This window comes from Tahibacter amnicola (assembly GCF_025398735.1).
GTDB lineage: Bacteria > Pseudomonadota > Gammaproteobacteria > Xanthomonadales > Rhodanobacteraceae > Tahibacter > Tahibacter amnicola.
Genome location: NZ_CP104694.1, coordinates 3,746,202 through 3,770,887, shown reverse-complemented (window position 1 = coordinate 3,770,887; position 24,686 = coordinate 3,746,202). Strand labels below are relative to the sequence as shown.

General features: G+C 64.6%; 21 protein-coding genes. 14 read left to right on the top strand and 7 right to left on the bottom strand.

The window, feature by feature from the left end; genetic code table 11:
- Nucleotides 1-43: 43 nt before the first annotated feature.
- Nucleotides 44-184, bottom strand: a complete 141-nt coding sequence (locus N4264_RS15000; protein WP_261693049.1) for a hypothetical protein — start codon at nucleotides 182-184, stop codon at nucleotides 44-46.
- A 53-nt stretch (nucleotides 185-237) separates the two neighbouring features.
- On the opposite strand from N4264_RS15000, the gene N4264_RS14995 reads away from it, so the two are divergent.
- The 14 genes from N4264_RS14995 (at nucleotide 238) to N4264_RS14930 (ending at nucleotide 19,190) form a co-directional block, all read left to right on the top strand.
- The gene (locus tag N4264_RS14995) at nucleotides 238-1,689 is read left to right on the top strand and encodes an MBL fold metallo-hydrolase RNA specificity domain-containing protein (RefSeq protein WP_261693048.1); all 1,452 of its coding nucleotides are present in this window, start codon (nucleotides 238-240) and stop codon (nucleotides 1,687-1,689) included.
- The gene (locus tag N4264_RS14990; protein ID WP_261693047.1) at nucleotides 1,679-2,866 is read left to right on the top strand and encodes a methionine adenosyltransferase; all 1,188 of its coding nucleotides are present in this window, start codon (nucleotides 1,679-1,681) and stop codon (nucleotides 2,864-2,866) included. The genes N4264_RS14995 and N4264_RS14990 overlap by 11 nt, the downstream gene beginning before the upstream one ends.
- A 49-nt stretch (nucleotides 2,867-2,915) precedes the next feature.
- Complete coding sequence (locus N4264_RS14985) at nucleotides 2,916-4,163, top strand: TolC family protein (protein ID WP_261693046.1); 1,248 nt, start codon at nucleotides 2,916-2,918, stop codon at nucleotides 4,161-4,163.
- Complete coding sequence (locus tag N4264_RS14980; RefSeq protein ID WP_261693045.1) at nucleotides 4,160-5,506, top strand: efflux RND transporter periplasmic adaptor subunit; 1,347 nt, start codon at nucleotides 4,160-4,162, stop codon at nucleotides 5,504-5,506. Before N4264_RS14985 ends, N4264_RS14980 begins: the two co-directional genes overlap by 4 nt.
- Nucleotide 5,507: 1 nt before the next feature.
- Complete coding sequence (locus N4264_RS14975) at nucleotides 5,508-8,669, top strand: efflux RND transporter permease subunit (RefSeq protein ID WP_261693044.1); 3,162 nt, start codon at nucleotides 5,508-5,510, stop codon at nucleotides 8,667-8,669.
- 61 nt (nucleotides 8,670-8,730) lie between these two features.
- Complete coding sequence (locus N4264_RS14970) at nucleotides 8,731-8,988, top strand: hypothetical protein (protein ID WP_261693043.1); 258 nt, start codon at nucleotides 8,731-8,733, stop codon at nucleotides 8,986-8,988.
- A 29-nt stretch (nucleotides 8,989-9,017) separates the two neighbouring features.
- On the top strand, nucleotides 9,018-10,514 hold the full coding sequence (locus N4264_RS14965) for a thymidine phosphorylase family protein (RefSeq protein WP_261693042.1): 1,497 nt from the start codon (nucleotides 9,018-9,020) through the stop codon (nucleotides 10,512-10,514).
- Nucleotides 10,511-11,422 carry a ribose-phosphate diphosphokinase gene (locus N4264_RS14960; protein ID WP_261693041.1) on the top strand — a complete coding sequence of 304 codons (912 nt, stop codon included), beginning with the start codon at nucleotides 10,511-10,513 and terminating at the stop codon, nucleotides 11,420-11,422. The genes N4264_RS14965 and N4264_RS14960 overlap by 4 nt, the downstream gene beginning before the upstream one ends.
- A 76-nt stretch (nucleotides 11,423-11,498) precedes the next feature.
- Nucleotides 11,499-12,461, top strand: a complete 963-nt coding sequence (locus N4264_RS14955; RefSeq protein ID WP_261693040.1) for an HlyD family secretion protein — start codon at nucleotides 11,499-11,501, stop codon at nucleotides 12,459-12,461.
- Nucleotides 12,458-14,164, top strand: coding sequence for an ATP-binding cassette domain-containing protein (locus N4264_RS14950; protein WP_261693039.1), 1,707 nt, complete (start codon nucleotides 12,458-12,460; stop codon nucleotides 14,162-14,164). The genes N4264_RS14955 and N4264_RS14950 overlap by 4 nt, the downstream gene beginning before the upstream one ends.
- The gene (locus N4264_RS14945) at nucleotides 14,161-15,258 is read left to right on the top strand and encodes an ABC transporter permease (RefSeq protein ID WP_261693038.1); all 1,098 of its coding nucleotides are present in this window, start codon (nucleotides 14,161-14,163) and stop codon (nucleotides 15,256-15,258) included. Before N4264_RS14950 ends, N4264_RS14945 begins: the two co-directional genes overlap by 4 nt.
- The gene (locus N4264_RS14940; RefSeq protein WP_261693037.1) at nucleotides 15,255-16,364 is read left to right on the top strand and encodes an ABC transporter permease; all 1,110 of its coding nucleotides are present in this window, start codon (nucleotides 15,255-15,257) and stop codon (nucleotides 16,362-16,364) included. Before N4264_RS14945 ends, N4264_RS14940 begins: the two co-directional genes overlap by 4 nt.
- Nucleotides 16,365-16,371: 7 nt before the next feature.
- Nucleotides 16,372-17,943, top strand: a complete 1,572-nt coding sequence (locus tag N4264_RS14935; RefSeq protein ID WP_261693036.1) for an ABC1 kinase family protein — start codon at nucleotides 16,372-16,374, stop codon at nucleotides 17,941-17,943.
- 53 nt (nucleotides 17,944-17,996) lie between these two features.
- Complete coding sequence (locus N4264_RS14930) at nucleotides 17,997-19,190, top strand: MFS transporter (RefSeq protein WP_261693035.1); 1,194 nt, start codon at nucleotides 17,997-17,999, stop codon at nucleotides 19,188-19,190.
- A gap of 192 nt (nucleotides 19,191-19,382) precedes the next feature.
- Here N4264_RS14930 and N4264_RS25970 read toward each other — a convergent pair whose 3' ends face one another.
- The 6 genes from N4264_RS25970 to N4264_RS14905 form a co-directional block, all read right to left on the bottom strand.
- Complete coding sequence (locus tag N4264_RS25970) at nucleotides 19,383-19,751, bottom strand: four-helix bundle copper-binding protein (RefSeq protein WP_484600526.1); 369 nt, start codon at nucleotides 19,749-19,751, stop codon at nucleotides 19,383-19,385.
- A gap of 163 nt (nucleotides 19,752-19,914) precedes the next feature.
- Nucleotides 19,915-20,451 carry a nuclear transport factor 2 family protein gene (locus N4264_RS14925; protein ID WP_261693034.1) on the bottom strand — a complete coding sequence of 179 codons (537 nt, stop codon included), beginning with the start codon at nucleotides 20,449-20,451 and terminating at the stop codon, nucleotides 19,915-19,917.
- A 13-nt stretch (nucleotides 20,452-20,464) separates the two neighbouring features.
- A complete protein-coding gene (locus N4264_RS14920; protein WP_261693033.1) occupies nucleotides 20,465-21,115 on the bottom strand; it encodes a c-type cytochrome in 651 nt (216 codons plus the stop codon).
- Nucleotides 21,116-21,122: 7 nt separating this feature from the next.
- Complete coding sequence (locus tag N4264_RS14915; RefSeq protein ID WP_261693032.1) at nucleotides 21,123-22,520, bottom strand: multicopper oxidase family protein; 1,398 nt, start codon at nucleotides 22,518-22,520, stop codon at nucleotides 21,123-21,125.
- Nucleotides 22,517-24,085 carry a TolC family protein gene (locus tag N4264_RS14910; RefSeq protein ID WP_261693031.1) on the bottom strand — a complete coding sequence of 523 codons (1,569 nt, stop codon included), beginning with the start codon at nucleotides 24,083-24,085 and terminating at the stop codon, nucleotides 22,517-22,519. The genes N4264_RS14915 and N4264_RS14910 overlap by 4 nt, the downstream gene beginning before the upstream one ends.
- An 85-nt stretch (nucleotides 24,086-24,170) precedes the next feature.
- On the bottom strand, nucleotides 24,171-24,572 hold the full coding sequence (locus tag N4264_RS14905) for a CopL family metal-binding regulatory protein (protein WP_261693030.1): 402 nt from the start codon (nucleotides 24,570-24,572) through the stop codon (nucleotides 24,171-24,173).
- Between the last annotated feature and the right edge of the window lie 114 nt (nucleotides 24,573-24,686).

Here is a 24,686-nt window from a genome sequence, read left to right as displayed (position 1 = left end):
TGTCCGCCTTGGCCGCGATCCGGCTGCTTGCCTGCACGGGGGTTCAGCGTGTCGCGCGGGGGCTGGCAATGCCGAGCGCAAGCAGCCCGATGCAATGCGCATCGGCAACACGATCAGCCACTTCTTCAACCTCGATCCTGGACAGCGGCACGAATTCATCGTCGAGGTCACGCAATCCACGCACGCGCGACCTACCCGATTGCGCTTCACCTGCGGACCAGAAAGCCGGAGCACGCCATGAATGATTCGATCTCACCGGGGTTTCGCCTGAGTTTCCTCGGCGCGACGGCCACCGTCACCGGCTCGAAATATCTGATCGAAGCCGACGGTCGCCGCATTCTCGTCGATTGCGGGCTGTTCCAGGGCTACAAGCCGCTGCGCTTGCGCAATTGGGCACCGTTCCCGGTTGATCCGAGAAGCATCGATGCAGTCATCCTGACCCACGCGCATCTGGACCACAGCGGTTACCTGCCGCGGCTGGTCCGTGACGGCTTCCGTGGCCGTGTGTGGTGCACACCGGCCACGCGCGAGCTGTGCGCGATCTTGCTGCCCGACTCGGGACATCTGCTGGAAGAGGACGCCGAGTACGCCAATCGCCGTGGCTATTCCAAGCACCAGCCTGCGCTGCCGCTCTACACCGAGGCCGACGCGCAGCGCTGCCTGCAGCAGCTCCATCCGGTAGAAATCGGAACGCCGTTCGCACCCTTGCGCCGCGTCAGCGCCGTGCTGCGGACGCAAGGCCACATTCTGGGTGCAGCCAGCGTGCGGCTCGAGCACGAGGGCGTGAACATCACCTTTAGCGGCGACATCGGCCGGCCCGAAGATCCGATCATGAAGGCGCCACATCCGGTCGAGGCCAGCGACTGGATCGTGACCGAATCCACCTATGGCAATCGCACCCATCCAACAGTCGACCTGGATGTGGAGCTGGCTGCGGTTGTCAGGCGCGTGGCTAAGCGCGGAGGCGTCCTGGTGATTCCGGCGTTTGCTGTTGGTCGCGCACAGCTGTTGCTGTACCAGATCGCGAGGCTCAAAGCGCGTGGTGATGTTCCGCACATCCCGGTGTTTCTCAATAGTCCCATGGCTGTGGACGCGACCAGCCTCTACCATCGTTTCCGCGCCGAGCACCGATTGACTGAGACACAATGCGAGCAGATGTGCCGCGCGGCGACGTTCGTCAACAGCGTCGAGGAGTCCAAGGCCCTCAACGAGAGGCACGGACCCATGATCATCATCTCGGCCAGTGGCATGGCCACCGGCGGTCGCGTGGTCCATCACCTGAAGGCGTTCGCGCCCGATCCGCGCAACGCCATCCTGCTAGCGGGCTATCAGGCCGGTGGGACACGCGGCGCAGCACTGGCGGCAGGCGCGAGCACGATCCGCATCCATGGTCAGGACGTGCCAGTGCGGGCCGAGGTCATCGCATTGGGCAGCGCCTCGGCGCACGCCGACGCCAATGAGATTCTGTCGTGGCTGGGGACGGCACCGCGGCCTCCACGTGGCGTGTTCGTCACTCATGGTGAACCGGATGCGGCAGACGCGCTGTGTGGACGCATCGAGCGCGAGCTCGGTTGGTCGGCGATCGTGCCCGAGTATCGCGACGTGGTGGATCTGACTTCCGCCACGCTCACCGAGTCCGCTACCCGGGGGTTGCCTGAAGGAACTGGGGCTCCGATCCATGTGGCCTGACACCCGCTATGCGATCGTGCGCACCGCTACGACGGAAGGCTGGGAACGCCCGGTCGAGATGTGCGAGCACAAGGGCGTCGGACACCCCGATAGCCTGTGCGACGGTGTGGCCGAGGCCGTATCGCGCGCGTTGTGTCGTGCCTACCTGCACGCCTATGGCACCGTTGCGCACTACAACGTGGACAAGGCCCTGTTGGTCGGCGGCGAAAGTGCGCCGCGCTTCGGCGGCGGAACCCTGCGAGTGCCGATGCGGTTGATCGTTTGCGGCCGCGCAGCGATCCTGCCAGGAATCGACCTCGCCGAGTTCGTCTGCGCGGCCGCACGTGAATACCTGGACCTGGTCCTGCACGACGGCCGAGATCATTTCACCATCGAATCCGTGGTCCGCCCCGGCAGCCCGAATCTGACGCAAGTGGTCGGCGGGTCGAATGCCGAGCCGCGTGCCAACGACACATCGTTCGGCGCCGGTTTTGCTCCTTTTTCCCGACTGGAAGAACTCGTGCTTCAGGCGGCGCAGATTCTGCGTTCCACGGCATTTCGCCAGCGGTTTCCAGTCGCTGGCGATGACTACAAGGTGATGGGTGCACGCAGTGGTGCCGAGATTGATTTGACCGTGGCACTGGCGCTGGTCGATCGAGAAATCTCCAGCGTTGCACACTACTTCACGATCAAGTCCGCGATCGTCGAATACCTGCGCCAGGCATTGGATACGGATGCGGCCATCGTCCTCAATGCGCTCGACGATTCCGGCGCCGTTGACGAATCGGGCGTGTACCTCACCGTCACCGGGCTCAGCGCCGAACACGGCGATGACGGTCAGGTCGGACGCGGCAATCGGGTCTGCGGATTGATCACGCCGCAGCGAACCATGTCGTTGGAGGCCGCTGCTGGGAAGAACGCGGTTGCGCACGTGGGCAAGATCTACAACGTGCTGGCTCTGCAAGTGGCGCGGGCGATCGTCCACGCCGAACCCACCATCGTCGAGGCCTCTGTGCAATTGTTGTCGACCATTGGCCGACCGGTGTCGCAGCCGGCCCTGGTCGCGATTGATCTGCGCATTCGCGAGCCGGCCGACGTCGGCTGCGAGCGGCGCGTGCGCGACCTTGTGGAAGCGGAACTGAGGCAGGTCGGCGAATTGTCGGCCCGGCTGATCCGTGGCGAACTGGCGGTGTTCTGAGATGAGTCGCTCCCGAAAGCCACTCACTCACGAGATCTGTCGGTCGCTGTTGGCCATCGCCTTCGCGTTATTGCTCGCGACGAGCACAGGCGCCGCGGCCGACGACACCGATGCCTCGCAGCTACCCGGTGCGACGGTGGCATCGTTGCATGCGTGGCTGATCGAGCATAACCCCGACCTGCGCGCCATGACGCTGGACGCACAGGCGGCTGCGGCGCGAGTTCAACCTGCCGGCGCGTTGCCCGATCCGATGGTCCAGGCTGAACTGCGCGACATCGACGCCGACAAACCACGATTGCTGCCGGCGCAGGTTGGCTCGACGTTTTACCAACTGCGCCAGCGCGTCCCTCTCTGGGGCAAGCGGGGGCTGGCGCGCGACGCGGCGAGCGCTGACGCAGACGCTGGTGCGTACAAGCGCGACGCACGCCTGCGCGAACTGATCGCCGACGCCGAGCGTGCCTACGTGAGGTACTGGTACGCCGGTCAGAGCGCAGCAACACTCGACCATATCGTTAAGCTGCTCGACGACCTGGAACAGCTCGCGGCGCAGCGCTACGCGGCGGGACTCGCGCCACAGCAGGACGCGATCAAGGCACAGGTCGAACGCAGCTCGATGCAGCGCGAGCGCATCGAACGTATTGCGATGCAGCGCGAGGCCAAGGCACAACTGAATGCCAGCCTGGCGCGCAGGCCGAGCGAACCGCTCGCCGACCCGATACGCGAGCCCAGCCTCGAGCTGCCTGCCAATCTCGACGCGGCGATAGCGGCGACCTTTGATACGCACCCAGCGCTCGCGGCCGAGGTCGCGACGGTGCGTGCGGCCGAGCAGCGTCGCGAGCTGGCATATCGCAACCGCTTTCCCGATATCACCGTGGGCTTGGCGCCGATCCAGGTCGGAAAGCGGCTGGAAGGCTGGGAGCTGATGGTCGAGGTCGAGATTCCGTTCCAGCAGACCACGCGCCGCAATCTTGAGCGCGAAGCGACCTTGATGCGCGACGCCGCTGAGGCGCGGCGCGAAGCCGCCGCGGTCGAGCTCGCCGGACAGGCAGGGGAAGTTCGGGCCAGTTGGGAGGGGGCGCGCGAGCAGCGTGCGCTGATCGAGCACACCCTGTTACCACAAACCGACGCGAACTTCGAGTCCGCGCTGGCCAGCTACCAAGTGGGTGCGGTGGATTTCACTACCTTGCTCGACGCGCTGCGTCAGCGGCGCGCCGCCGATCTCACGCGGCTGGACGTGGCCCGCGACATGCTGCTCAACGCCGCGACGCTGCGCAGCTTGATCGGAGCGACACCATGAAGAGAGCCGAAATCATCGGCGTGATCGCAATCATTGCGCTGAGCGGTGCGCTCGGCTGGTGGATCGGCGCACAGCGCCCCACCGACATGGTGCCCACTGTAGCAACAGGGCACCAGAGCGCACCGGCAGCGCGCAGGATTCTCTACTACCGCAACCCGATGGGCTTGCCCGATACCTCGCAGGTACCCAAGAAAGACTCCATGGGCATGGACTACGTTCCGGTCTACGCCGACGAGACGTCGGCGGCGCCGGGCTCCATCGTCATCGCTCCGGAAAAGATCCAGCGTCTGGGTGTGCGCACGCAGAAAGCCGAGCTGCGCATGATCAGCCATCAGGTTCGTGCTAGCGGCACCATCGCCGTGGACGATACCCGCCACCACGTTGTCGCGCCGCGCTTCGATGGCTGGATCGAGCGCCTGTACGCCAATCGAACCGGTGCCCTGGTCCGGCGCGGCGCTCCGCTGGCCGACGTTTACAGCCCGGAACTGATGTCCACGCAGAACGAATATGTGATCGCACAGCGCGCGCTGCAGACGCTCATCGATAGTGATCCGCAAGCGCAGCGAGGCATGCAGGCGCTGGCCGATGCGGCACTCACCCGCTTGAAGAACTGGGGCATCAGCGGGGCGCAACTGGATCGGCTCCGCGCCGGCGAAGTGCGGCGGCTAATGACCCTGAGTGCACCCATCGACGGCGTCGTGCTCGACAAACCCGCGATCGAAGGCATGCGTTTTATGGCGGGAGAGAAGATCTTGGACTTGGCCGACCTGTCGCAGGTCTGGTTGATCGCCGACGTGCCCACGATTGAGGCCAGTTGGGTCGAGCCAGGTCAGACCGTGGTCTTCTCCTCGCCCGCGCTTCCCGGTCGCAGCTTCAGCGGTCTGGTGGAGTTCATTTATCCGACCATCGACGCCGCCGCGCGAACGGTCCGCGCGCGGGTCGTGCTCGACAACCGCGACGGCGCGCTGCGACCCAACTTGTACGGGGATGTCGTGTTCACGGCAAAGGACAGCGCGCCGGTGCTCGCGGTGCCGGCATCGGCCATGCTCGACAGCGGGCGGCGCCGCATCGTACTGATTGCGCTGGGAGGGGGACGTTTCGAACCGCGCGAGATCGAGGCAGGTCGATCCGACGAAACCCATGTGGAGATCACGCGCGGTCTGGCTGATGGCGAATCGGTCGTCGTGTCGGCCAATTTCCTGATCGACGCGGAGAGCAATTTGCGCGCTGCCCTGGGCGGCCTGACACCTCACGCCAAGCACAGTCAGTCTGGCCCTGTGCAGGAGCCTGTTGACGCGGCGGGTGCCGCTGCGCCGACACCGCATTCGGGACACAGGGACTGAGATGCTCGCGCGCCTGATCCAATGGTCGGCCCACAACGTGTTCCTGGTGCTGCTGGGCACCCTGGTCGTGGTCGGCACCGGGGCGTACGCGGTGCTGCGTACGCCGCTCGACGCCTTGCCAGATCTGTCCGATGTGCAGGTTATCGTGTTCACCGAGTATCCCGGCCAGGCACCCCAAGTAGTCGAGGACCAGGTCACCTACCCGCTGACGTCGGCGATGCTCGCAGTGCCGCGCTCGAAGGTCGTGCGCGGGTTTTCCTTCTTCGGAGCCTCGTTCGTCTACGTGATCTTTGAGGATGGCACCGATCTCTATTGGGCGCGTTCGCGGGTTCTGGAGTACCTCAACTTCGCAGCCGGACGCCTTCCCGCGGGCACTACGCCGCAACTCGGTCCCGACGCCACCGGCGTAGGCTGGGTGTACGAGTACGCGCTTGAAGGCAAGAATCGCTCGCTCGATGAGCTCCGCGCGATCCAGGACTGGTACGTGCGCTACCAGTTGACCAAGGCCCAGGGCGTGGCCGAAGTCGCCAGCATCGGTGGCTTCGTGCGCCAGTACGCCGTCACCGTCGATCCGACCAAGCTGCGGCAGTACGCGATCCCGTTGTCCGCGGTGAGCGACGTCATCCGCCGCAGCAATACCGACGTTGGCGGTCGCACCATCGAGATGACCGAAACCGAGTACATGGTGCGCGGGCGCGGTTATCTGCACGGTGCGAGCGACATCGAGCAGCTGATGCTCAAGAGCGAGCACGGCACGCCGGTGCTGGTGCGCGACGTGGCGCGGGTGGAGCTAGTGCCAGACGAACGCCGCGGCGCAACCGAGCTCAATGGCGAGGGCGAAGTCGTCGCCGGCATCGCGATGGCCCGCTACGGTGCCAACACACTGGATGTGATCCACAACCTGAAGGCCAAAATCGCCGAGATCCAATCGGGGCTTCCTGAGGGCGTGGCGATCCGGACTGTCTACGACCGCTCCGACCTGATCCACCGCGCGATCGCCAGCCTGCGCACCACACTGATCGAGGAAAGCGTGATCGTGGCGTTGGTGTGCATGCTATTCCTGTTCCACGTGCGCAGTGCGCTGGTGGCGATCCTGATGCTACCGGTCGGTGTGCTGATCGCATTTACCACGATGCGTTGGCTAGGGCTTAACTCCAACATCATGAGCTTGGGCGGCATCGCGATCGCGATCGGCGCCATGATCGACGCCGCGATCGTGATGATCGAGAACGCGCACAAGCACATTGAGCGCAGCGACGGCAGTGTGCCGCGCCTGCAACTGATGATCGACGCCTGCCGCGAAGTGGGTCCAGCGCTGTTCTTCAGCCTGCTGATCATCACCGTCTCGTTCCTGCCCGTGTTTACGCTGGAAGCGCAGGAAGGCCGGTTGTTCCACCCGCTGGCCTACACCAAGACCTTCTCAATGGCGGGCGCCGCGCTCCTGTCGGTCACGCTGGTGCCTGTGTTGATGCTGCTGTTCATCCGTGGCCACATCACGCCAGAAGCCAGGAATCCGCTGAACCGGTTCCTGATCTTCGCCTACCGCCCGGTGATCCATGGCGTGCTCCGGCACAAGGCCCTTACCGTGGCGCTGGCTGGCGTCGCGCTCGCCCTCAGCGCTTGGCCGATGACGCGCCTGGGCAGCGAGTTCATGCCCACCTTGAACGAGGGTACCTTGCTCTACATGCCCTCGTCGCTGCCAGGCATGTCGATCACCAAGGCCACCGAGCTCCTGCAACAACAGGACCGGATCATCAAGAGTTTTCCGGAAGTGGAGTCGGTGTTTGGAAAGGCCGGTCGCGCGCTGACCGCCACCGACCCGGCGCCATTGGAAATGTTCGAGACCGCGATCAACCTCAAGCCCGAGGCGCAATGGCGAGCGGGCATGACAGTGGACAAGCTGATTGCCGAAATGGATACGGCGCTGCAGTTTCCCGGTGTCGCCAACGCGTGGACCATGCCGATCAAGGCGCGCATCGACATGCTCTCCACTGGCATCCGCACGCCGATCGGGATCAAGGTGTTCGGCAGCAATCTGGCCGAAATGGAGACCCTGGCCAAGCGCATCGAGGAGGTGGTGCGCACGGTACCGGGCACCACCAGCGCCTTCGCGGAACGCTTGACCGGCGCGTACTACCTCGACATCGAACCCGACCTCGGCCGGCTGGCGCGCTATGGCCTCATGGTCGGGGACGTGCAGGACGTCGTCGCTGCGGCGCTTGGCGGCGAAATGGTGACGACGACCGTTGAGGGCCGCGAGCGCTTCGGTGTCATCGTGCGCTACCCACGCGAGTTGCGCGACACCCCCGAACGCATCGCCAGCGAGGTGCTGGTGGCGACCAAGGACGGCGCGCAGATTCCGCTGGGCGAGGTCGCTCGTGTCTCGGTCAGCAAGGGCGCCCCCTCCATTCGCACCGAGAACGCCTTGCTGTCGGCCTACATCTACGTCGACATCCGCGGTCGCGACATCGGCAGCTACGTGCAGGACGCGCAGCGTGCCGTGCGCGATGCGGTCCAGTTTCCGCCGGGTTACTACATCACCTGGAGCGGGCAATTCGAGTACATGGCGCGCGCTGCAGCGAAGATGAAGCTGGTCGTACCGCTCACCCTGGGCATCATCTTTCTGCTGCTGTACCTCAATTTTCGCCGGGTAGCCGAGACCCTGATCGTGATGCTGTCGGTACCTTTCGCGCTGGTCGGCGGCGTGTGGCTGATGTGGATGCTCGGTTACAACCTGAGTGTTGCGGCTGCCGTGGGATTCATCGCGCTGGCCGGCGTGGCCGCGGAGACCGGTGTGATCATGCTGATCTATCTCGATCACGCATGGAGCACGCAGGTCGAGATCTGCCAACGCGAGGGTCGCATTGTGGGAGCCGACGATCTGCGCCGGGCCATCATCGAAGGCGCCGTGGAGCGCGTGCGGCCCAAGATGATGACCGTCGTCGCGATCATGGCGGGCTTGTTGCCGATCATGTGGGGCAGCGGAACTGGATCGGAAGTCATGCGGCGCATCGCGGCGCCCATGATCGGCGGCATGGTGTCCTCCACAGTGCTCACGCTGGCCGTCATCCCGGCACTGTACGCATGGGTCAAGGGCCGCGCGCTTGGGGGCAGACCGACGCCGATACGCATTTTGCACGCGCCCGATTCCGGTGCGGCCTAGGCTCAACCACGCTTGGCCGTTCGCATTAACGACAAGGCCCCCAGAAGCTAAGGAGTAGAAGATGAAACTGTCCGGTCATAACCCTTCGACAGTCGATGTCACCGTCACGCCGGTGCCCGATCCGAACGCGGCATCGAGCTGCTGCCACTCAACACCCGACACCGAGGCCCTCGCAAAGGCGAAGCCGACCGACAGCTGTTGCAGCGAGAACGCCGGCAAGCCGTCCTCGGACGCGTCCGTGGCGGGGTCAGGCCGCGTTGCGCACTCGGCGAGCGGCGGGTGTTGCGGTGGTGCGCACAAGACGGCGCCCAAACCGTGATGAGCGCCGACGCCAGGAGCGACGAGGGCATGCGCCTGAGACTCAGGCGCATGGGCGTGGATACCTACCAGGAGTCGGTCGTTTACATGCACCGAAATTGCGTCGTGTGCCGCTCGGAAGGTTTCGAGGCGCAGTCGCGCATCGTGGTCGAGGGCAACGGACGTCGCATCGTCGCGACGCTGAATGTGGTCACCGACGATTGGATCAGCATGGACAGCGCAGGCTTGTCCGAAGCCGGCTGGCGGCGACTCAACGCACCCGAGGGTACCTGGCTGCGCTTCAGTCATCCCGCGCCGGCGGAGTCGGCCAGCGATCTGCGCGCCAAGGTCTACGGCCAGACGCTTGATGTTGGCCAGTACGAGCGCCTGCTGCGCGATGCGATCGCCGGCCGGCTGGCCGATATCGAGCTGGCCGCGTTCGTCACCGCTTGTGCCGGTGATCGGTTGGGACTGGAAGAAAACATCGCGCTGACCCGCGCCATGATCAACGTCGGCGAGCGCCTGCAATGGCCGCGAACACCGGTGCTCGACAAACACTGCGTCGGCGGACTACCGGGTAACCGCACGACCCCGATCGTGGTCGCCATTGTCGCCGCCGCGGGCTATTTGATTCCGAAGACGTCCTCACGTGCCATCACCTCGCCGGCCGGAACCGCCGACACAATGGAGACCTTGGCGCCGGTGGAGCTGGGCCTGGCTGCGATGCGCCGTGTAGTGGAACGTGAAGGCGGATGCATCGTGTGGGGTGGCGCCGTGGGCCTGAGTCCCGCCGACGATGTCCTGATCCGCGTCGAGCGACCGCTGGATTTCGACAGCGACGCGCAACTGACCGCGAGCGTGTTGTCCAAGAAGGTCGCGGCCGGGGCGACCCACGTCGTGCTCGATCTGCCTGTGGGACCGACCGCCAAGGTGCGCAGTGCAGAGACCGCCGCATCGCTCGGTCGCCTGCTGAGCGCGGTGGCACAGGCGCTGGGACTGGTCGTCGATATCCACCTGTCGGACGGGCGTCAGCCGGTCGGCCGCGGCGTCGGCCCAGCGCTTGAGGCCCTGGACGTGCTCAAGGTGCTGCGCAACGCCGCAGACGCGCCGCAAGACCTGCGCGAACGGGCGCTGGAGTTGGCTGGCCGAGTGCTGGATTTCGTACCTGGCGCCGATGGTCGCAGTGGGTCGCAGCGCGCACGGGCGCTGCTCGAAAGTGGTGCCGCGGAGCGCAAGTTCATCGCGATCTGTGAAGCACAAGGCGGATTTCGCCAGCCCAGCGCGGCCCCGCACCGCACTGTCTTTGCCGCGCCCAGCGATGGTGTCGTTGCAGCCATCGACAATCGCCGATTGTCCAGGCTGGCCAAGCTTGCCGGCGCGCCGCGTGCGCCCGCCGCCGGTCTCGAAATCCACGTGCGCTTGGACCAGCGCGTCGGCGCCGGCGAACCGTTGCTGACGCTGCATGCTCAGACGAGCGGCGAACTAGCGTACGCCAACGAATACCTGGCCCAGCACTCCGACATCGTCAAACTAGGGGCAGCGTCATGACCGCGTTGATCGTCGGCTTCCCCGGTTCCGAGTCGATCGCTACCGCACTGAGCGAGCGCTTGTCGGGCGAGCACCGCACCTTGGCTTGGCGCCACTTTCCCGATGGCGAATCGCTGGTCACGCTGGATGCCACCTGCCAGGACCGCGACGTGATCTTCGTCTGCTCGATGATCGAGCCGGATCGCCTGGCACTGCCGCTACTGTTTGCCGCGCGCACCGCGCGCGAGTTTGGCGCACGCCGGATCGGGCTCGTCGCGCCGTACCTGGCCTACATGCGCCAAGACAAGCGCTTCCACGCTGGGGAGGCGATCAGCGCACCGCATTTCGCCGCTTTCCTGTCCTGGGTCGTGGATTGGCTGGTCACCGTCGATCCGCACTTGCACCGCAATCCGACGCTGCAGCCGCTGTTTGGGATTCCGGCGCAGCACGTCTCGGCGATGCCCGCCGCGGCCGACTGGATCGCCACGAACGTGTCACGGCCGATTTTGATCGGCCCTGACAGCGAGAGTGTCCAGTGGGTGGCGACAGTGGCTTCGCGCATCGGTGCACCGATGACGGTGCTGCAAAAGAACCGTCGAGGCGACCGCGATGTGGAGGTGTCGTTGCCGGACCGTGATCTGCTCCAGGGGCGAACGCCGGTGCTCATCGACGACATTATTGCGTCCGGCCACACTCTCATCGAAACGCTTGGGCACCTCAAGCGATTGGGACTGCCGCCGGCGGTGTGCGTGGCCGTTCACGGCATCTTCGCGGACAACGCCGACACGCTAGTGCTCGCAGCCGGTGCCAGCCGACTGGCCACAAGCAACACCATTGCACACGCCAGCAACGCGTTCGACATCACCGCGGTCTTGCTGCCTGCAGTGACGGCCATGTTGCGCCAAGCTGCGGAACGGAGCGTTGCATGAGTAAGCCCCAAATCGATCACGCACTTGGGGGCTGTCCCGTCGAAGAGTGGCCGCCCTCCGAACGCATGGACTCGCCATGAAACGCTCCTGGATCTGGCCGCTGATCGCGGTCTTCGCCGTGGCCGCGCTCTCCTTCGTCGTGTTCGTCGTGTTGCGTCCCCCGAGGCTGCCGCAGGGTTTCCAGTACGGCAGCGGACACATCGAAGGAACCCAGGTCAGACTTGCCGCCGAGGTCGGTGGGCGCGTTCTGGAGCACTCGCTCACCGAAGGCAGCCGCGTCCAGCGCGGACAACGGCTGGTCGTGATCGATCCCGAGCTTGGCCGCGACATCGTGCGCGCCAGCCAAGGCGAACTCGACGCGCTGCGCAACTCGCGCGCCGCGATCGATGCGCAGATCGCGACCTGGAGCCATCATGCCGAGACCGCGCGGCAGCAGGTCGATCGCGTGCGCAAGCTGGTCGAGACCAAGGTCGCGAGTCAGCTCAACCTTGATCAGGCCAGCGATGCCGCGCGCCAGGCCGAAGGCCAGCTGGGCCAGCTGCGATCGCAGCGCCAGGCCATCGATGCGCAGATCGCTTCGGCTGAGGCACGCTCGAGCACCGCACTGACACAGCTGGCTCGCACCGAAGTATCCGCGCCGCAGGACGCCACGGTGCTGGTGCGTGCGGCCCAGACTGGCGAGGTGGTCCAGCCCGGACAGTCGTTGGCGATCCTCGTCGATCTGACCCAGCTCAAGCTCAAGGTTTATGTGCCGTCGGACCGCCTCGGCGCAATCCGCTTGGAGCAGCCGGTCAAGGTTCGGGTCGACAGCTATCCCGAGCGCTACTTCGATGCGCGCGTAGCGCGCGTCGACGATTACGCACAGTTCACGCCGCGCGATATCCATCTGCCGCAGGAAAGAACGCAGATGGTCTACGGCGTCGAGCTGGCCTTGAACAACCCCGACGGTGTGCTCAAGCCCGGCATGCCGGCCGACGCGTGGATCCGGATCGATGACAAGGCGCCCTGGCCCATCCAACTGCCGGTGCCACGCGAATGAGCGCTGTAGCCCAAGCGTCGCGCGTGATCGCAGCCCGCGGACTGGGGCGACGCTTTGGGCAGCATTGGGCCGTGCGCGATATCGACCTTGACCTGGCGAGCGGCCAGATGCTCGGCGTGGTCGGAGCCGATGGTTCGGGTAAGACCACGTTGATGCAGATGCTCGCTGCGATCCTCGATCCCAGCGCCGGCGAATGTCGCGTGTTTGGGCTGGAATCGCGCCGCCAGTCGAAGGCGATCGCGCAGCGCATCGGCTATATGACCCAGGGCTTCACGCTCTACGACACACTCACGGCAGAGGAGAACCTCCGGCTCGCCGCACGGCTGCGCGGACTTGATGCGAGCACATACCGCGATCGCCGTGCGGCTCTGTTGTCGATGGCCGGGCTGGAGAGATTCTTCGATCGCCCAGCAGGAAAACTCTCCGGCGGTATGCGCAAGAAATTGTCGCTGTGCACGATCCTGATCCACGAGCCCGACTTGTTGATCCTCGATGAACCCGGATTGGGCGTCGATCCGCTGTCGCGCCGACAGCTGTGGGACATGTTGCAGGCATTTCGCGCCCGCGGCGCCAGCCTGGTGGTCGCGACCTCGTACATGGATGAGGCCGAGCGCTGCGACCGTTTGCTGTTGCTGCGCGACGGTACAGCGCTCGCCACCGATACGCCCCAACGCGTGCGTGCCCGCGCAGACGGTCGGGTGTTCGAGATCACGGGTGGCGATCCGGTTGCCACTGCGGCGACGCTGCGCCATCGCCCGGAGCTGCGGGCGGTGCAAGTCCTGGCCAACCGGGTTCGCTTCATGACCGGCGCCGTCGACAGCCCTATCGAGGCAGTCGGTGGGGTGAGCGCGCATCCGGCCGTGGCACGACTCGAAGATGTCTTTGCGTTGGACCTTCGAAGAGAGTCCGACGACCAGCCGAATGAGGAAGCCATGCCGCCGGTTCCGGTCCGTGCCGGTATCCGCAGCGAACGACTGTGCGTTCAGTTCGGCGCCTTGCGTGCCGTTGATGCGGTAAGCCTCACGGTCGCTCCGGGGGAGCTGCTCGCTTTGCTGGGTCCCAACGGCGCCGGCAAGACCACCCTGATTCGAGCGCTGTGCGGCTTGATACCAATCAGCGGCGGCAGTGCCGAGGTCGCCGGCGTCGTCGCCGGCCCGGGTTCGGCGTTGTTGCGTCAGCGCATCGGCTACATGTCGCAGCGCTTCTCGCTCTACCCGGATCTGAGCGTCGGCGAGAATCTCGCCTTCTTTTCCAGCGCCTACGGTCTGGCGACGACAGCCGCGCTGCAAGCGTGTGCCTGGGCCTGCACCATCATGGAGCTGGACCCGCAGCATGACAGCCTGGTCGCGGGCCTGTCGGGCGCCCAACGCCAACGCCTTGCGCTCGCGTGCAGCGTGCTGCACCGGCCTTCGGTGTTGTTCCTGGATGAACCAACCTCGGGCATCGATCCGTTGGCCCGCTACCGATTCTGGTGGCTGATCCGGCGTCTGGCCGCCGCGGGCACCGCGATCCTGGTCACGACGCACTATCTGGACGAGGCCAACTACTGCGATCGAATTGGCCTGATGGACCACGGTCGCCTGATCGGATCGGGCACGTTGGATGAGCTGCGGCGCGCGACGGCCAGCGCTGCCGACGCCGACGTCGAAACCGTCTTCGTGCGAGCGATCGCGCAAGTCCCTACGCGGGAGCAGGTCGCGTGAAGCTTGATCGTGTCGCAGCTCTGATCGGCAAGGAAGTGCGCGAACTCACTCGCGACCACATCACGCTGGCGCTCGCGTTTCTAATGCCGCTCGTACTGCTATTCCTGTACGGCTACGCGGTGACCCTGGATGTCAAAGGCATCCGACTGGGCGTGTACGACGGTGACGGATCCGCCGCGAGCCGCGCCTTGGTCGATCGATTCACGGCCACGCCGTACTTCGCGCTGCGTCGACACTTTATCGCCTTGAGCGAGATCGAACCGGCACTTCAGCGCAGCGACGTGCGCGTGGTGCTCGTGATACCCGCGCAATTCGAGCGACGCCTGGTTGCCGGCGAAACGGCCCCAGTGCAGGTGCTCGCCGACGGCACGTACGCGGCCACGTCAGCGTTGGCGGCGGGCTATGCAGAAGTCATCATCGACGCCTTTCCGACGCCGCGAACCTCGGGCGTGCGGATCGAATCGCGGGTCTGGTACAACCCCGAGCTTCGCAGCGCGAATTTCGTAGTACCCGGCTTGTTCGCGGTAATCCTGATGGCGTTTCCGCCACTGCTGACTGCACTGGCCATCGTGCGTGAAAAGGAAACGGGCTCGATCCAGCAGATCTATGCCTCACCGGTCACTTCGGCCGAGTTCGTTGCTGCGAAACTGATTCCCTATGCGGGCCTCGCGCTGCTGGAGATGCTCCTGCTGGTCGTGGTCGGCACGCTGTGGTTCGACGTGCCCTTCGTCGGCAGCCCGCTGCTGCTGTTGCTCGCGGCCTGCGTCTACGTCCTCACCACTGTGGCGATAGGCTTGTCGGTTTCCGCGGTGACCCGCACGCAGCTCACCGCAATGTTGGTCGCGCTGCTGGTGAGCCTGATGCCCTCGATGTTGTTTTCGGGATTCCTCTTCCCGGTGTTCACCATGCCATTCAGCATGCAGCTCTACAGCGCGATCATTCCTGCTTCCTATTTCACCGAGATCTCGCGTGGCATCGTGCTCAAGGGCATGGGCTGGGACGCCCTGTGGCCCAACCTGACACTGTTGCTAGCCTATACAGCCGTGCTTTTCGCATTCGCCGCCTGGCGCTTGAAGCAGAAGGTGGCGACATGATCCGGCGCGTCCTGGGACTGCTGCGCAAGGAGGTCGTGCAACTGCTGCGCGACCCGGTCGTGCTCTTCATCGTGCTTTTCCTCTACACCGTCGAGGCCGTGACGTGCACGCGCGCGCTCACGTTCGAAGTGCGACACCTGCCGTTCGGCGTGGTCGACCAGGACCGCTCGGTCGCCAGCCGCCGCCTGATCGAGTTGTTCGACCTGAGTGAGGCATTCGATCTCACGCGGCAAAGTGATACGCCCACGGCAGTCGGCGAATGGCTCGATCGGAACACGGTCGGGATGGTGCTGGTCATCCCGCCTGGATTCGAGCGCGACCACCGCGCGGGTATGCGCCCAGCGCTCCAATTGCTGCTGGATGGCACGTACTCCAATACCGCCGAGTCCGCGCTGCACTACGCGCACGCGTTGGCGGCGCGCTTCGATGCGGAACAGCCGCCGCTGCTAGTTCCCACGGGAAGCGCACACGCGATGGCGATTCCACGCGTCTGGTACAACCCTGACCAGAGCACCAAGACCTTCATGGTGCTGTCGATGATCGCACTCGCCGGCATGATGGTCGGCGCCATGGTGCCGGCCGCATCGATCGTGCGTGAGAAGGAACGCGGAACCATCGAGCAGCTGATGGTGACGCCGATTCGCACAGGGGAACTGTTCTTTGCCAAGACGGTGCCGACCGTGGCGCTCAATGTGTTGGCGCTGTTTCCCGCGCTGATCATCGTCGCGCTGTTCCAGGTGCCGTTCCGCGGATCGCTCGCGACGCTGCTCGTGATGGCAGCGGTCTTCCAGTTGAGTGCCGTGGCGTTCGGCGTGCTGGTAGCCTCGGTCACCCGCAGCACACAGCAGGCGCTGTTGCTGGCATTCTTCGGGCTGTTTCCAATCATGTTCTTGTCTGGAACGGTGACGCCGATCGAATCGATGCCGCCGCTCCTGCAGCGGCTTTCTCTCCTGAGTCCACTGCGCTACTACATGGAGATCATGCAAGGCATCTTTCTCAAGGGCACCGGCTGGCATGAGCTGTGGCCGCAAGCCATGGCGCTGCTGGCCGTCGGTAGCTCGCTCTTCGCCATGGCGGCGGCGATATTTCGCCGTCGGATGGTCTAGTACCGCCATGGCCGCGCGCGCGATTCAAATCGGATATCGGCTGGCCCGACTGGGGGTAGTGCTTTGGCGCACCCGCGTTACTACACCCGAGGTCGGCGCGAGAGCATTGCGCGAAACGCTGGCGGGGCTCGGCACGACGTTCGTCAAGCTGGGACAAGGCCTCGGCATGCGTCGCGACGTGGTGCCCCTGCCGTACCGCGATGCGCTGGAGTCCTTGCAGGAGCACGTACCACCGTTCCCGGTAGCGCAGGCGCGCTCAATGATCGTTGCAGCCTACGGGCAACCGATCGATTCGCTCTTCGCACAGTTCAACGACACGCCGCTCGCCGCGGCATCGGTGGCGCAGGTTCACGGCGCCAGGCTGCCGACTGGCGAAGAGGTGATTGTCAAGGTGCGTCGTCCCGGCATCCGCGCGCTGGTCGAGCACGATCTGCGCTGGTTGCGCCGATTGGTGCGCGTCGCCGCACTACTGCCGGCTATCGCGCGCGTGCGTCCGTTGGCGTTGGTGGACGAACTCTGTCAACAGCTGCGCCAGGAGATCGATCTGCGGATCGAAGCGCGCAATGCGCGCCGGCTGGGCGAAGCGTGCCGGAATGTGCCTGGAATCATGATGCCGCGGGTGATTGAACCGTACGTGCACGAAGAGGTACTGGTCCAGGAATTCAGCCGCGGACAACCCATCGCCCATGCATTCGGTACACCCGAAGGCCATCAGTTGGCGAGCGCGCTGCTCGATGTGTACTTGCATCAGCTGTTCGTCGTCGGCTTCTTCCACGGCGATCCGCACCCGGGCAATTTGTTCGTGATGTCCGATGGCCGGCTGTGCCTGCACGATTTCGGTTTGGTTGGATTTCTCGACGGCCATAGTCGCCGCGCGCTCGCTGCATTTCTGGTAGCGCTTTCGCAGCGTGATGCCGAGTCGGCGCTGGACTCCGCCATTGAGCTGCGTATGCTCGACGGATTGGGTGACCGGCGCGAATTCGTCGTCGCGATCGACCGCATCTTTAGTGAACTGGCCGGCCTGCCGCTGAAGGACTGGTCGATTGCCGATGTGCTTTACCGAGTCGCACGCCTGGGTGGCGGTGAACATTTCTCGCTGCCGCGCGATCTTCTGGTGCTGATGCGCGCCCTGTTCCTGATCGAGAACACGACCCGGCAGCTCGACCCAGCGTTTGACCTGGTCGGCGAGATCACCGTGCGCCGCGACACGCTCGAAGACAGCGCCGCGGCCGCGCTGCCAACCTTGTCGCCGAAGCGGGCTTTGCGTGCCGCACGCGATGTACCCGCCTTGGTCGCGCGGTGGCTGCATGATGCCCAGCGCGAAAGCGGTCGACCCGGCGTATCGATCCACCACCGTGGGTTGGAAGAGCTCGAAGCCACCGTGGCACGCACCGGCAATCGTCTGGCGCTGGCGCTGGTCACCTTGGGGCTGTACATCGCCGGTTCCCTGCTGATGCTGCATAGCGCCGGACCGCGTGTCTGGGGCGATGTCCCGGTCACCGCGCTTGTAGCCTACGGGTTTGCACTCGCGTTGACGGTGCGCTTGGTTCGCGCCATCTCTCGCTCAGGCCACACCTGATGCGAGGCAGGACCGACCAAAGGGCGCGAGCTGCCGATCAGTTGGGCGGCGCGATGCTCACGGTGTTTGCGTCCGCTCTTGCATACAGCCTGGTGCTTCCGGTAGTCCCCGACTTGGTGAAGCACTCCAACGTCGAGGATGTTGCGAGCACGACGGGTACGCTGATGGCGGCGTACACGATCGCCACGGTACTCCTGTCGCCGCTGTGGGGTTGGCTGCTCGACCGATGGTCGGCGCGCACGATCCTCACGCTAGGCGTCGCGGGACAGGGTGTGATCGTGCTGCTCCTGCTCGTCCCGAACACATTGATGGGGCTTTATGGAATTCGCGCATTTCAGGGGGCGTTTGCTGCCGCGGTCGTGCCGGCAGTGTTGACGCTTGCCGCGCAGATCACCGAGCCCGATCGGCATGGACTGGCGGTAGCCCGCGCTACACGTGCGGCGCTCTTGGGCGGATTGGTTGGCCCCTTGGTGGGGGGCGTTCTTGCGCGCGGGTCCGATCTCAGGCTGCCGCTGATCGTGGCGAGCCTGTTGCTGCTGACCTCGGTCGCGGCGGCACGGCGCGGCAGCGAGGGCGAAGCATCGCGACGCGCTATCACCCTGGAAGGCGCGGTCCCGCGCTCCTCCGGGGTGCTCGCGCGGCTCGCTTTCGCGGCGGTCGCGGCCGGGCTTGCGATGGGCGCCATGGAAGTGGGCATCGCCGTGCGTGGGCGCGAGGTGCTCGGTCTCAACTCCGCCTCGATCGGGTTGATGTTCTTTGGCTGCGGCGTCGTGATGATCCTCGTGCAGTCCCTGGCTTTCCGGCCGCAGCGCGACGCGTTTGGCCTTTGGCGTTTGCTCTGGCCGGCGTTCGTGGTCTCCGCCGTGGGCCTGGCGATGCTGATGATGGCGAACCAGGCGTGGAGTTTGAGCGTCGTCGTTGCACTGGTCGCGGCCGGAGGCGGTGTACTGATGCCGACGATCAGCCTCTGGATCGTGCGCAGCGCCGGGCGCTCCCATGGTCTACAGCTTGGCTTGCGCGCCGCGCTCGGTGGCTTTGGCCAAGCCGCGGGTGCGGTCGCGGCAGGTTATGCGTTTCGTGCACAGGCGCCCGCACTGGTGATTGCGCTGATGCTCGTGGCGGCGACTCTTGTCGCCGCATGGCTGGTGCGCCGGCGTCCGACCCCTGAAGTGTCCAGTGCGGGCGCAGCACCCGTTACCGGAAGATCCGTGCTGCATGCGCCGACTCCACGGCGGCTCTCGCCATGAACCGCACTGTGCTGGTCCATCGGCGACAAGATTCGTGAGCTCGAAGCCATGCAACGAACGCTCGATACCCTGCCAGGCACTGCCACGGCGATCAGCGACCAGAGTGTCCCATGCTGACGACCTGAGCCACGCGGACGCGGGCACCAGACGAAGCAAAAAGGCGCGACCGTGGGGCGGCCGCGCCTCGCTGACCTACTGCCGACGACCTGCCGGTCGTTCGGTCCTAACCGAAGCGCTGCGCTGACCCGCCTGCGCTGCCATGGTTTCACAGGATTCCGCGCAACGCTCGCACGCGCGGATGCATTCGTCCATGTCACCGACAGCACGGCAACTCTCCGCGCAGTCACGGCAGATTTGTGCGCACAGCTGGCAGGTGCTCGCGTGATACGGTGAATCGTTCACCATCATGGCCGCCGATGCCCGGCAAATCTCCGCACAATCCATCATCAGTCGGAAGTGCTTGGGCTCGACGTGTGCGCCGCCCACCTCCAAGCAGTGCGTCAGTGCGATGTGCTGGCAGTGGCGATAACAGTCCAGGCAGGCCTGGATACACGCGGTCATTTCCGCAGAAGCCGGAGTGTGATGCATGATCCTCTCCTTTGTTGAGGACGGATCGATGGCCCAAACGTTTGCCGGAGAATCCGTCCGTGCAGCAATGCTGCGTGCCGATACCCGCACGTTGCCGGTTGCACGCGCAGGTTCCGGCAACGTTGTAGCGAAGCGATCACGACGAATGGGCGGCTGTCGGAGCTGCTTTGCGCGACGACCAGTGAATGTGCACGATCTTCCAGCCCTTGGCGGTCTTGCGCAGGACCATGGTTTCGCTCGACGAGATCATGAGCATGTCTGCCCCTTTCATCGCGTGAATTTCGCTCTCGCTACCGACCCAGGCGAGGTCGCCAGCGGCTTGGGCCGTGCGGCGTTTAAGCGTCACCTGCGCATTCTTCAGGAACTCGGCATCGCTCTTGGCGTGGCCGCCTAGATACTCGTCGCGCGAATGCTCAGCGCCACCGCTTTCCAGGATCAACACGGCGGGGTCAAGTTCGGCGGTGGCCGCCGGCAGGTCGCCCGATCCCAGCGCCGCAGAGAAGCGCTCAACTACCGCTATCGCCTCAGCAGCAGCTGGATCGACGGTCAGCTGCGCGGCACTGCTATCACGCCCCGGCTTCATGGCGGACGGGGTGTGCTTCTCATTGCCGTGGGCGAAAGCGAATTGGGAGGCGACCAAAGCCAGAACCAGAAAGGGTAACTGCAGACGCATACATTTCTCCAAGTCAGTGGTGATGTGAATCGGTGTCGTCATTGTCCGAGGACGTTGCCATCGGATCTTCCGGCGGTTCAAAGGAGGAACGAGGGCCGTTGTCATGTGTGGCATGCGGGTCGCCAGTTCCTACGTCGGTTTCACCGCCGCCATGGCTGTGGCCCGGGCTTGCGGCCACCTGCGCGCTGTACTGTGCGGCGGTCATGCTTTTGAATTGCTGCATGAAGGCAACCATGCCCCACAGATAGCGGTCGTCCATGCTTTTGCCCCACGCCGGCATGCCGGAAGCCTTGATGCCGTGCTTTAGCACCCAGAACGCCTCGCGTGGGTCGACGTCTCCGAGCGCATCCCAACGCGGCGGCCGCGGGTACAGGCCAATGCTGAGTTCCGTTTCGGCAGCATCAGGGCTCAAGTGGCATGTCACGCACATCGCGTTGTAGTTGCCTGCGCCACTCTGGATCAGTTCCGAATCCTTCAGATCAGGAACGGTGATGCCATCCGCGCGACGAGCGATGGAACGCTCGCGCGCTACCTCCAGCACGCGGTAGGTGGAATCCCAGTGCGGATCGTCGGCAGCCACGTTGTAAAGGCCGAGCCAGACAACCGCGATAGCGCCCACTATGGCGAACAATCCAATGATCAACAGGGTCTTGATGAGCTTCATGGGCGCCTCACGAGTGCTTCATCTTCGAGTGGTCAACGGGCTTGGTTTCGAATTTCGGGCTCGCATCCGCCGGCAATCCGCGTCGCACCGGGTTACCAAAATTCGGGTCGCTGCTCACGCGCTTGGGCTGTGTGCCAGGAGGGTGGTTGAACCAGCCGGGATCGCGATAGTCGTCCGCGGGCAGGCCATCGCGTACTTTGATCAGCGTGAACATCCCGCCCATCTCGATGTTTCCGAACGGACCTTTGCCCATCATCATGGGCAGCGTGTTCTCCGGACCTCGCATATGGCCCGAGTCTGTGTGGTCCTGGTGCTCCGCCATCCCATCCTTGCCCATGGCCATATATCCCGGAAGGATCTTGCGGATCTCTTCTTCCACGCCTTTCTGATCCACGCCCATGGTGTTCGGGATTTCGTGGCCCATCGCGTTCATCGTGTGGTGTGACATATGGCAGTGAAACGCCCAATCGCCGGGCACTGCGACGAATTCCATGTCACGTGTTTGGCCCACGCCAACGATCTCGGTGACTTCCGGTCGCCACAGCGATTTTGGCCATCGTCCGCCATCGGAGCCGGTGACAAGGAACTGCACCCCGTGCATGTGAATAGGGTGGTTCCACATCGATAGATTCGCCACCCGCACGCGCACGCGATCCCCGGTCGCTGCCACCATCGGCTCGATCGCCGGAAAGACCTTGCTATTAAAGGTCCACAGATCAAAATCCTGCATGACGGAGGGGTCAGGACGATATGTGCCTGGATGGAGGGCCCAGTTGTGCAGCAAGACCGCGTAGTCGCGGTCAATGCGTTCGGGCTCACCGTCCTTTGGATGAATGATGAGCATGCCCATCATGCCCATTGCCATCTGGACCATTTCGTCCGCGTGCGGATGATATTTGTGCGTCCCACTTTGCTTGAGCGTGAACTCGTAGGCGTAGGTTTCGCCCGGCTGGATATTGCGCTGGGTGACACCGCCGACGCCGTCCATGCCACTCGGCAGCAAGATGCCATGCCAGTGAATGTTGGTATGTTCCGGCAGGCGATTCGTCACGTAGATGCGCAGGCGATCACCTTCGACGGCCTCGATCGTCGGCCCGGGGGTCGTTCCGTTATAACCCCAGCACTTCGCCACGCAGCCAGGCGCGAATTCGTGGACGACCTCCTCGGCAACGAGGTGATACTCCTTCACACCGTCGACCATTCGATACGGCAACGTCCAGCCATTCAGCGTTCGCACCGGCGTGTAGCGACCGTCGTGCCCCTCTTTTGAGGGCCGCGCCGGCGGCTCGGCCGGCATCGCGTGTTTCGAATGATCCTGCGCAAGTGCACGCGCAGCACCAACGCCCAGCGGGGCGATCGCGCCGGCGCCCATCAGCTGTACCCAGTGGCGGCGAGTCATTTTCATCGTTCATCTCCGTGCTCGAGGTGCGAGTGCTCGCCCTGGGTGTCTTTTGTGGCCGCCTTTGCAGGGGATTGTTGGGGCGCCTTCGGCGCGTGCCCGGCGTGAGGATCTTCAGCTGATGTGCCATGTCCCGCCTGCGGGTCGATTGTGTCGCCATGGCCGGAATGGTCCATGGCAGGTGCTGATGCCTGCGGCGCGATCGCCTCCACTCCGATCGTCGGTGTGAGGTCCATACCGTCCTCGGGTAAGGCACCGCCGACGATTCCGCGCAGCTCTGCGCGCGCGACCCAGTAGTCGCGCACGGCCTCCAAATACTCCTGATAGGCGTCGTATTCCTCGCGCTTGGCCAGCAGTAGTTCAAAAACGCCGACCAGCATGAAGTTCACGTGCTCCTGCGTGCGCGCAACGATCGCTTCGCGTGAAGGAACTAACGCGGTGCGGTACTGCTCTGCCACTTCGCGCGCGACGTTGAGTTTCTGCACACCGAGCAAAGCCTCGTTCTGCACCCGTAACAACATTGCGTCGAGTTCGGCGCGAGCCTGGATCAATTCCGCGCGGGCTTTCGCCGTCGCCCCCTGACCCTGATTGAAGATCGGCAGTGCAAGTGACAGCGTAGGCCCCTGTGACACACCCTCGTGGCCTTGACGCTCCTGTTCGTAGCCGACCTCCACCGTGCCCAACCAGCGCCAACGCCGCGCTACGCCCAACACATCCTCGCGTTGCGCGACAGCGTGTTGCGCGGCGCGAAGATCTAGACGTTGTTCGAGCGCACGCGGTGTCAGGTCGGCCGCGGCCACGACCGTTGCTGGTGGCGCCGGCAGTTGGCGATCGAGCGTCCAGCTTGCCTCGGCCGCCAATCCCACCAACGCTGCCAGTTCACTGCGCGTTTTCAGGGACTCGGCAATGGCACGGGTGGCCGCAATGCGTGCTTGCACCGCAGCGGCGCGTTCCAGTTCAAGCTGCAGGCGATTGATATTGCCCGCATCGAAAAACCGCTGAGCCAGTTCGGCGGACGACTCTGCGGCGGTGGCCACCATTTCGCGCATGTCCGCCACTTGGCGTGCGCTGACCGCGCTGTACCAGGCCGACTCCACCTCGACCGACAGAGCCAACAATTCGGCGGCAACCTCATCTTGCAGGCGTACCAGTTCAGTCTGCGCAAAGCGCTTGCGCGCAGGTAGCAGTAGAAGATCGGTGAACCCGATGGACAGGCTGCGTGTGATCTTCGGATGCTCGCCATCTCCGGCGCGCTGCCGGGCGAACTCAAAAGTGGGATTGGCAATCCGCCGCGCATCCTCCAGCTCCGCCCGGCCCAGTCCTAATCGGGCATAGGTCTCGCGTACCCGCGGGTTGTAGACGTAGGCCAACGCGATTGCGCGTTCCGCACTCAAGGGTTCGGTGGGTATTTCTGGCTGATCAGGCGTCGCCCAGGATGCGCTGTCGGGCGCGACGCCGATACGCTGAGCGACCAGCGCGCTGGTTTCGGCATAGCCACGCTCCCGCGGCAAGCTGGCACAGCCGGCCAGCACCAACGCCGCCGCCATCGTGGCGGGACGGGAAAAGAACATGAAAGACTCCTCGCAAACGACAAACCGTCGACGCGGTGGGCGTCGACGCGCGGATGGCTACGTTGGACGTAGCGCTAGGAGGAGATCAAACGGATGGTGGGCGAAACGGCGGAAAGGCACGGCTCACGAGCGCATGCGTCGAAGGCTCAGCCGTCGGTTCGCAAGCCCATGCGATGAACGGCAATTCCATCGCGAACCGGGCCAACAGCGGCGAAAAAAGGCAGCCGCAAGTGCACGTTGAACCGTCGCAACACGAACGGTCCGTCGACGCCTTTCCATTACCGTGCCCGGTATGGTCCAACTGCGGGGCGGCATTGTCATGCCCGGCGCCGTGATGACAATCTGATCCGTCGTCGGCCGAGACCTGTGCGACCATCTCGGCATGGTGGTGGCTGCTACGCGGTCCCCCTGCCATTGCCCACGGCGCCATCACCCCGTTCATGACGAGGGATATGACCAGCAGCAAGCGCAACAGGATTCGGTTCATGGATCCCCTAAGACTGCGTCACGGGAGACGAAGTTTCAACCCCTGTGTCTTTTCACAACCTTGGGGTCGGCGCGGTGGTGCAGCGCCCATTGGCAACCGTAGTCATCGGCGGAC

Bases quoted from the DNA above. Each gene is read 5' to 3' on its own strand.
- N4264_RS14995 (WP_261693048.1), top strand. From the start codon at position 238: ATGAATGATTCGATCTCACCGGGGTTTCGCCTGAGTTTCCTCGGCGCG.
- N4264_RS14990 (WP_261693047.1), top strand. From the start codon at position 1,679: ATGTGGCCTGACACCCGCTATGCGATCGTGCGCACCGCTACGACGGAA.
- N4264_RS14980 (WP_261693045.1), top strand. From the start codon at position 4,160: ATGAAGAGAGCCGAAATCATCGGCGTGATCGCAATCATTGCGCTGAGC.
- N4264_RS14975 (WP_261693044.1), top strand. From the start codon at position 5,508: ATGCTCGCGCGCCTGATCCAATGGTCGGCCCACAACGTGTTCCTGGTG.
- N4264_RS14970 (WP_261693043.1), top strand. From the start codon at position 8,731: ATGAAACTGTCCGGTCATAACCCTTCGACAGTCGATGTCACCGTCACG.
- N4264_RS14965 (WP_261693042.1), top strand. From the start codon at position 9,018: ATGCGCCTGAGACTCAGGCGCATGGGCGTGGATACCTACCAGGAGTCG.
- N4264_RS14960 (WP_261693041.1), top strand. From the start codon at position 10,511: ATGACCGCGTTGATCGTCGGCTTCCCCGGTTCCGAGTCGATCGCTACC.
- N4264_RS14955 (WP_261693040.1), top strand. From the start codon at position 11,499: ATGAAACGCTCCTGGATCTGGCCGCTGATCGCGGTCTTCGCCGTGGCC.
- N4264_RS14950 (WP_261693039.1), top strand. From the start codon at position 12,458: ATGAGCGCTGTAGCCCAAGCGTCGCGCGTGATCGCAGCCCGCGGACTG.
- N4264_RS14940 (WP_261693037.1), top strand. From the start codon at position 15,255: ATGATCCGGCGCGTCCTGGGACTGCTGCGCAAGGAGGTCGTGCAACTG.
- N4264_RS14935 (WP_261693036.1), top strand. From the start codon at position 16,372: ATGGCCGCGCGCGCGATTCAAATCGGATATCGGCTGGCCCGACTGGGG.
- N4264_RS14930 (WP_261693035.1), top strand. From the start codon at position 17,997: ATGCTCACGGTGTTTGCGTCCGCTCTTGCATACAGCCTGGTGCTTCCG.
- N4264_RS25970 (WP_484600526.1), bottom strand. From the start codon at position 19,751: ATGACCGCGTGTATCCAGGCCTGCCTGGACTGTTATCGCCACTGCCAG.
- N4264_RS14925 (WP_261693034.1), bottom strand. From the start codon at position 20,451: ATGCGTCTGCAGTTACCCTTTCTGGTTCTGGCTTTGGTCGCCTCCCAA.
- N4264_RS14920 (WP_261693033.1), bottom strand. From the start codon at position 21,115: ATGAAGCTCATCAAGACCCTGTTGATCATTGGATTGTTCGCCATAGTG.
- N4264_RS14915 (WP_261693032.1), bottom strand. From the start codon at position 22,520: ATGAAAATGACTCGCCGCCACTGGGTACAGCTGATGGGCGCCGGCGCG.
- N4264_RS14910 (WP_261693031.1), bottom strand. From the start codon at position 24,085: ATGTTCTTTTCCCGTCCCGCCACGATGGCGGCGGCGTTGGTGCTGGCC.
- N4264_RS14905 (WP_261693030.1), bottom strand. From the start codon at position 24,572: ATGAACCGAATCCTGTTGCGCTTGCTGCTGGTCATATCCCTCGTCATG.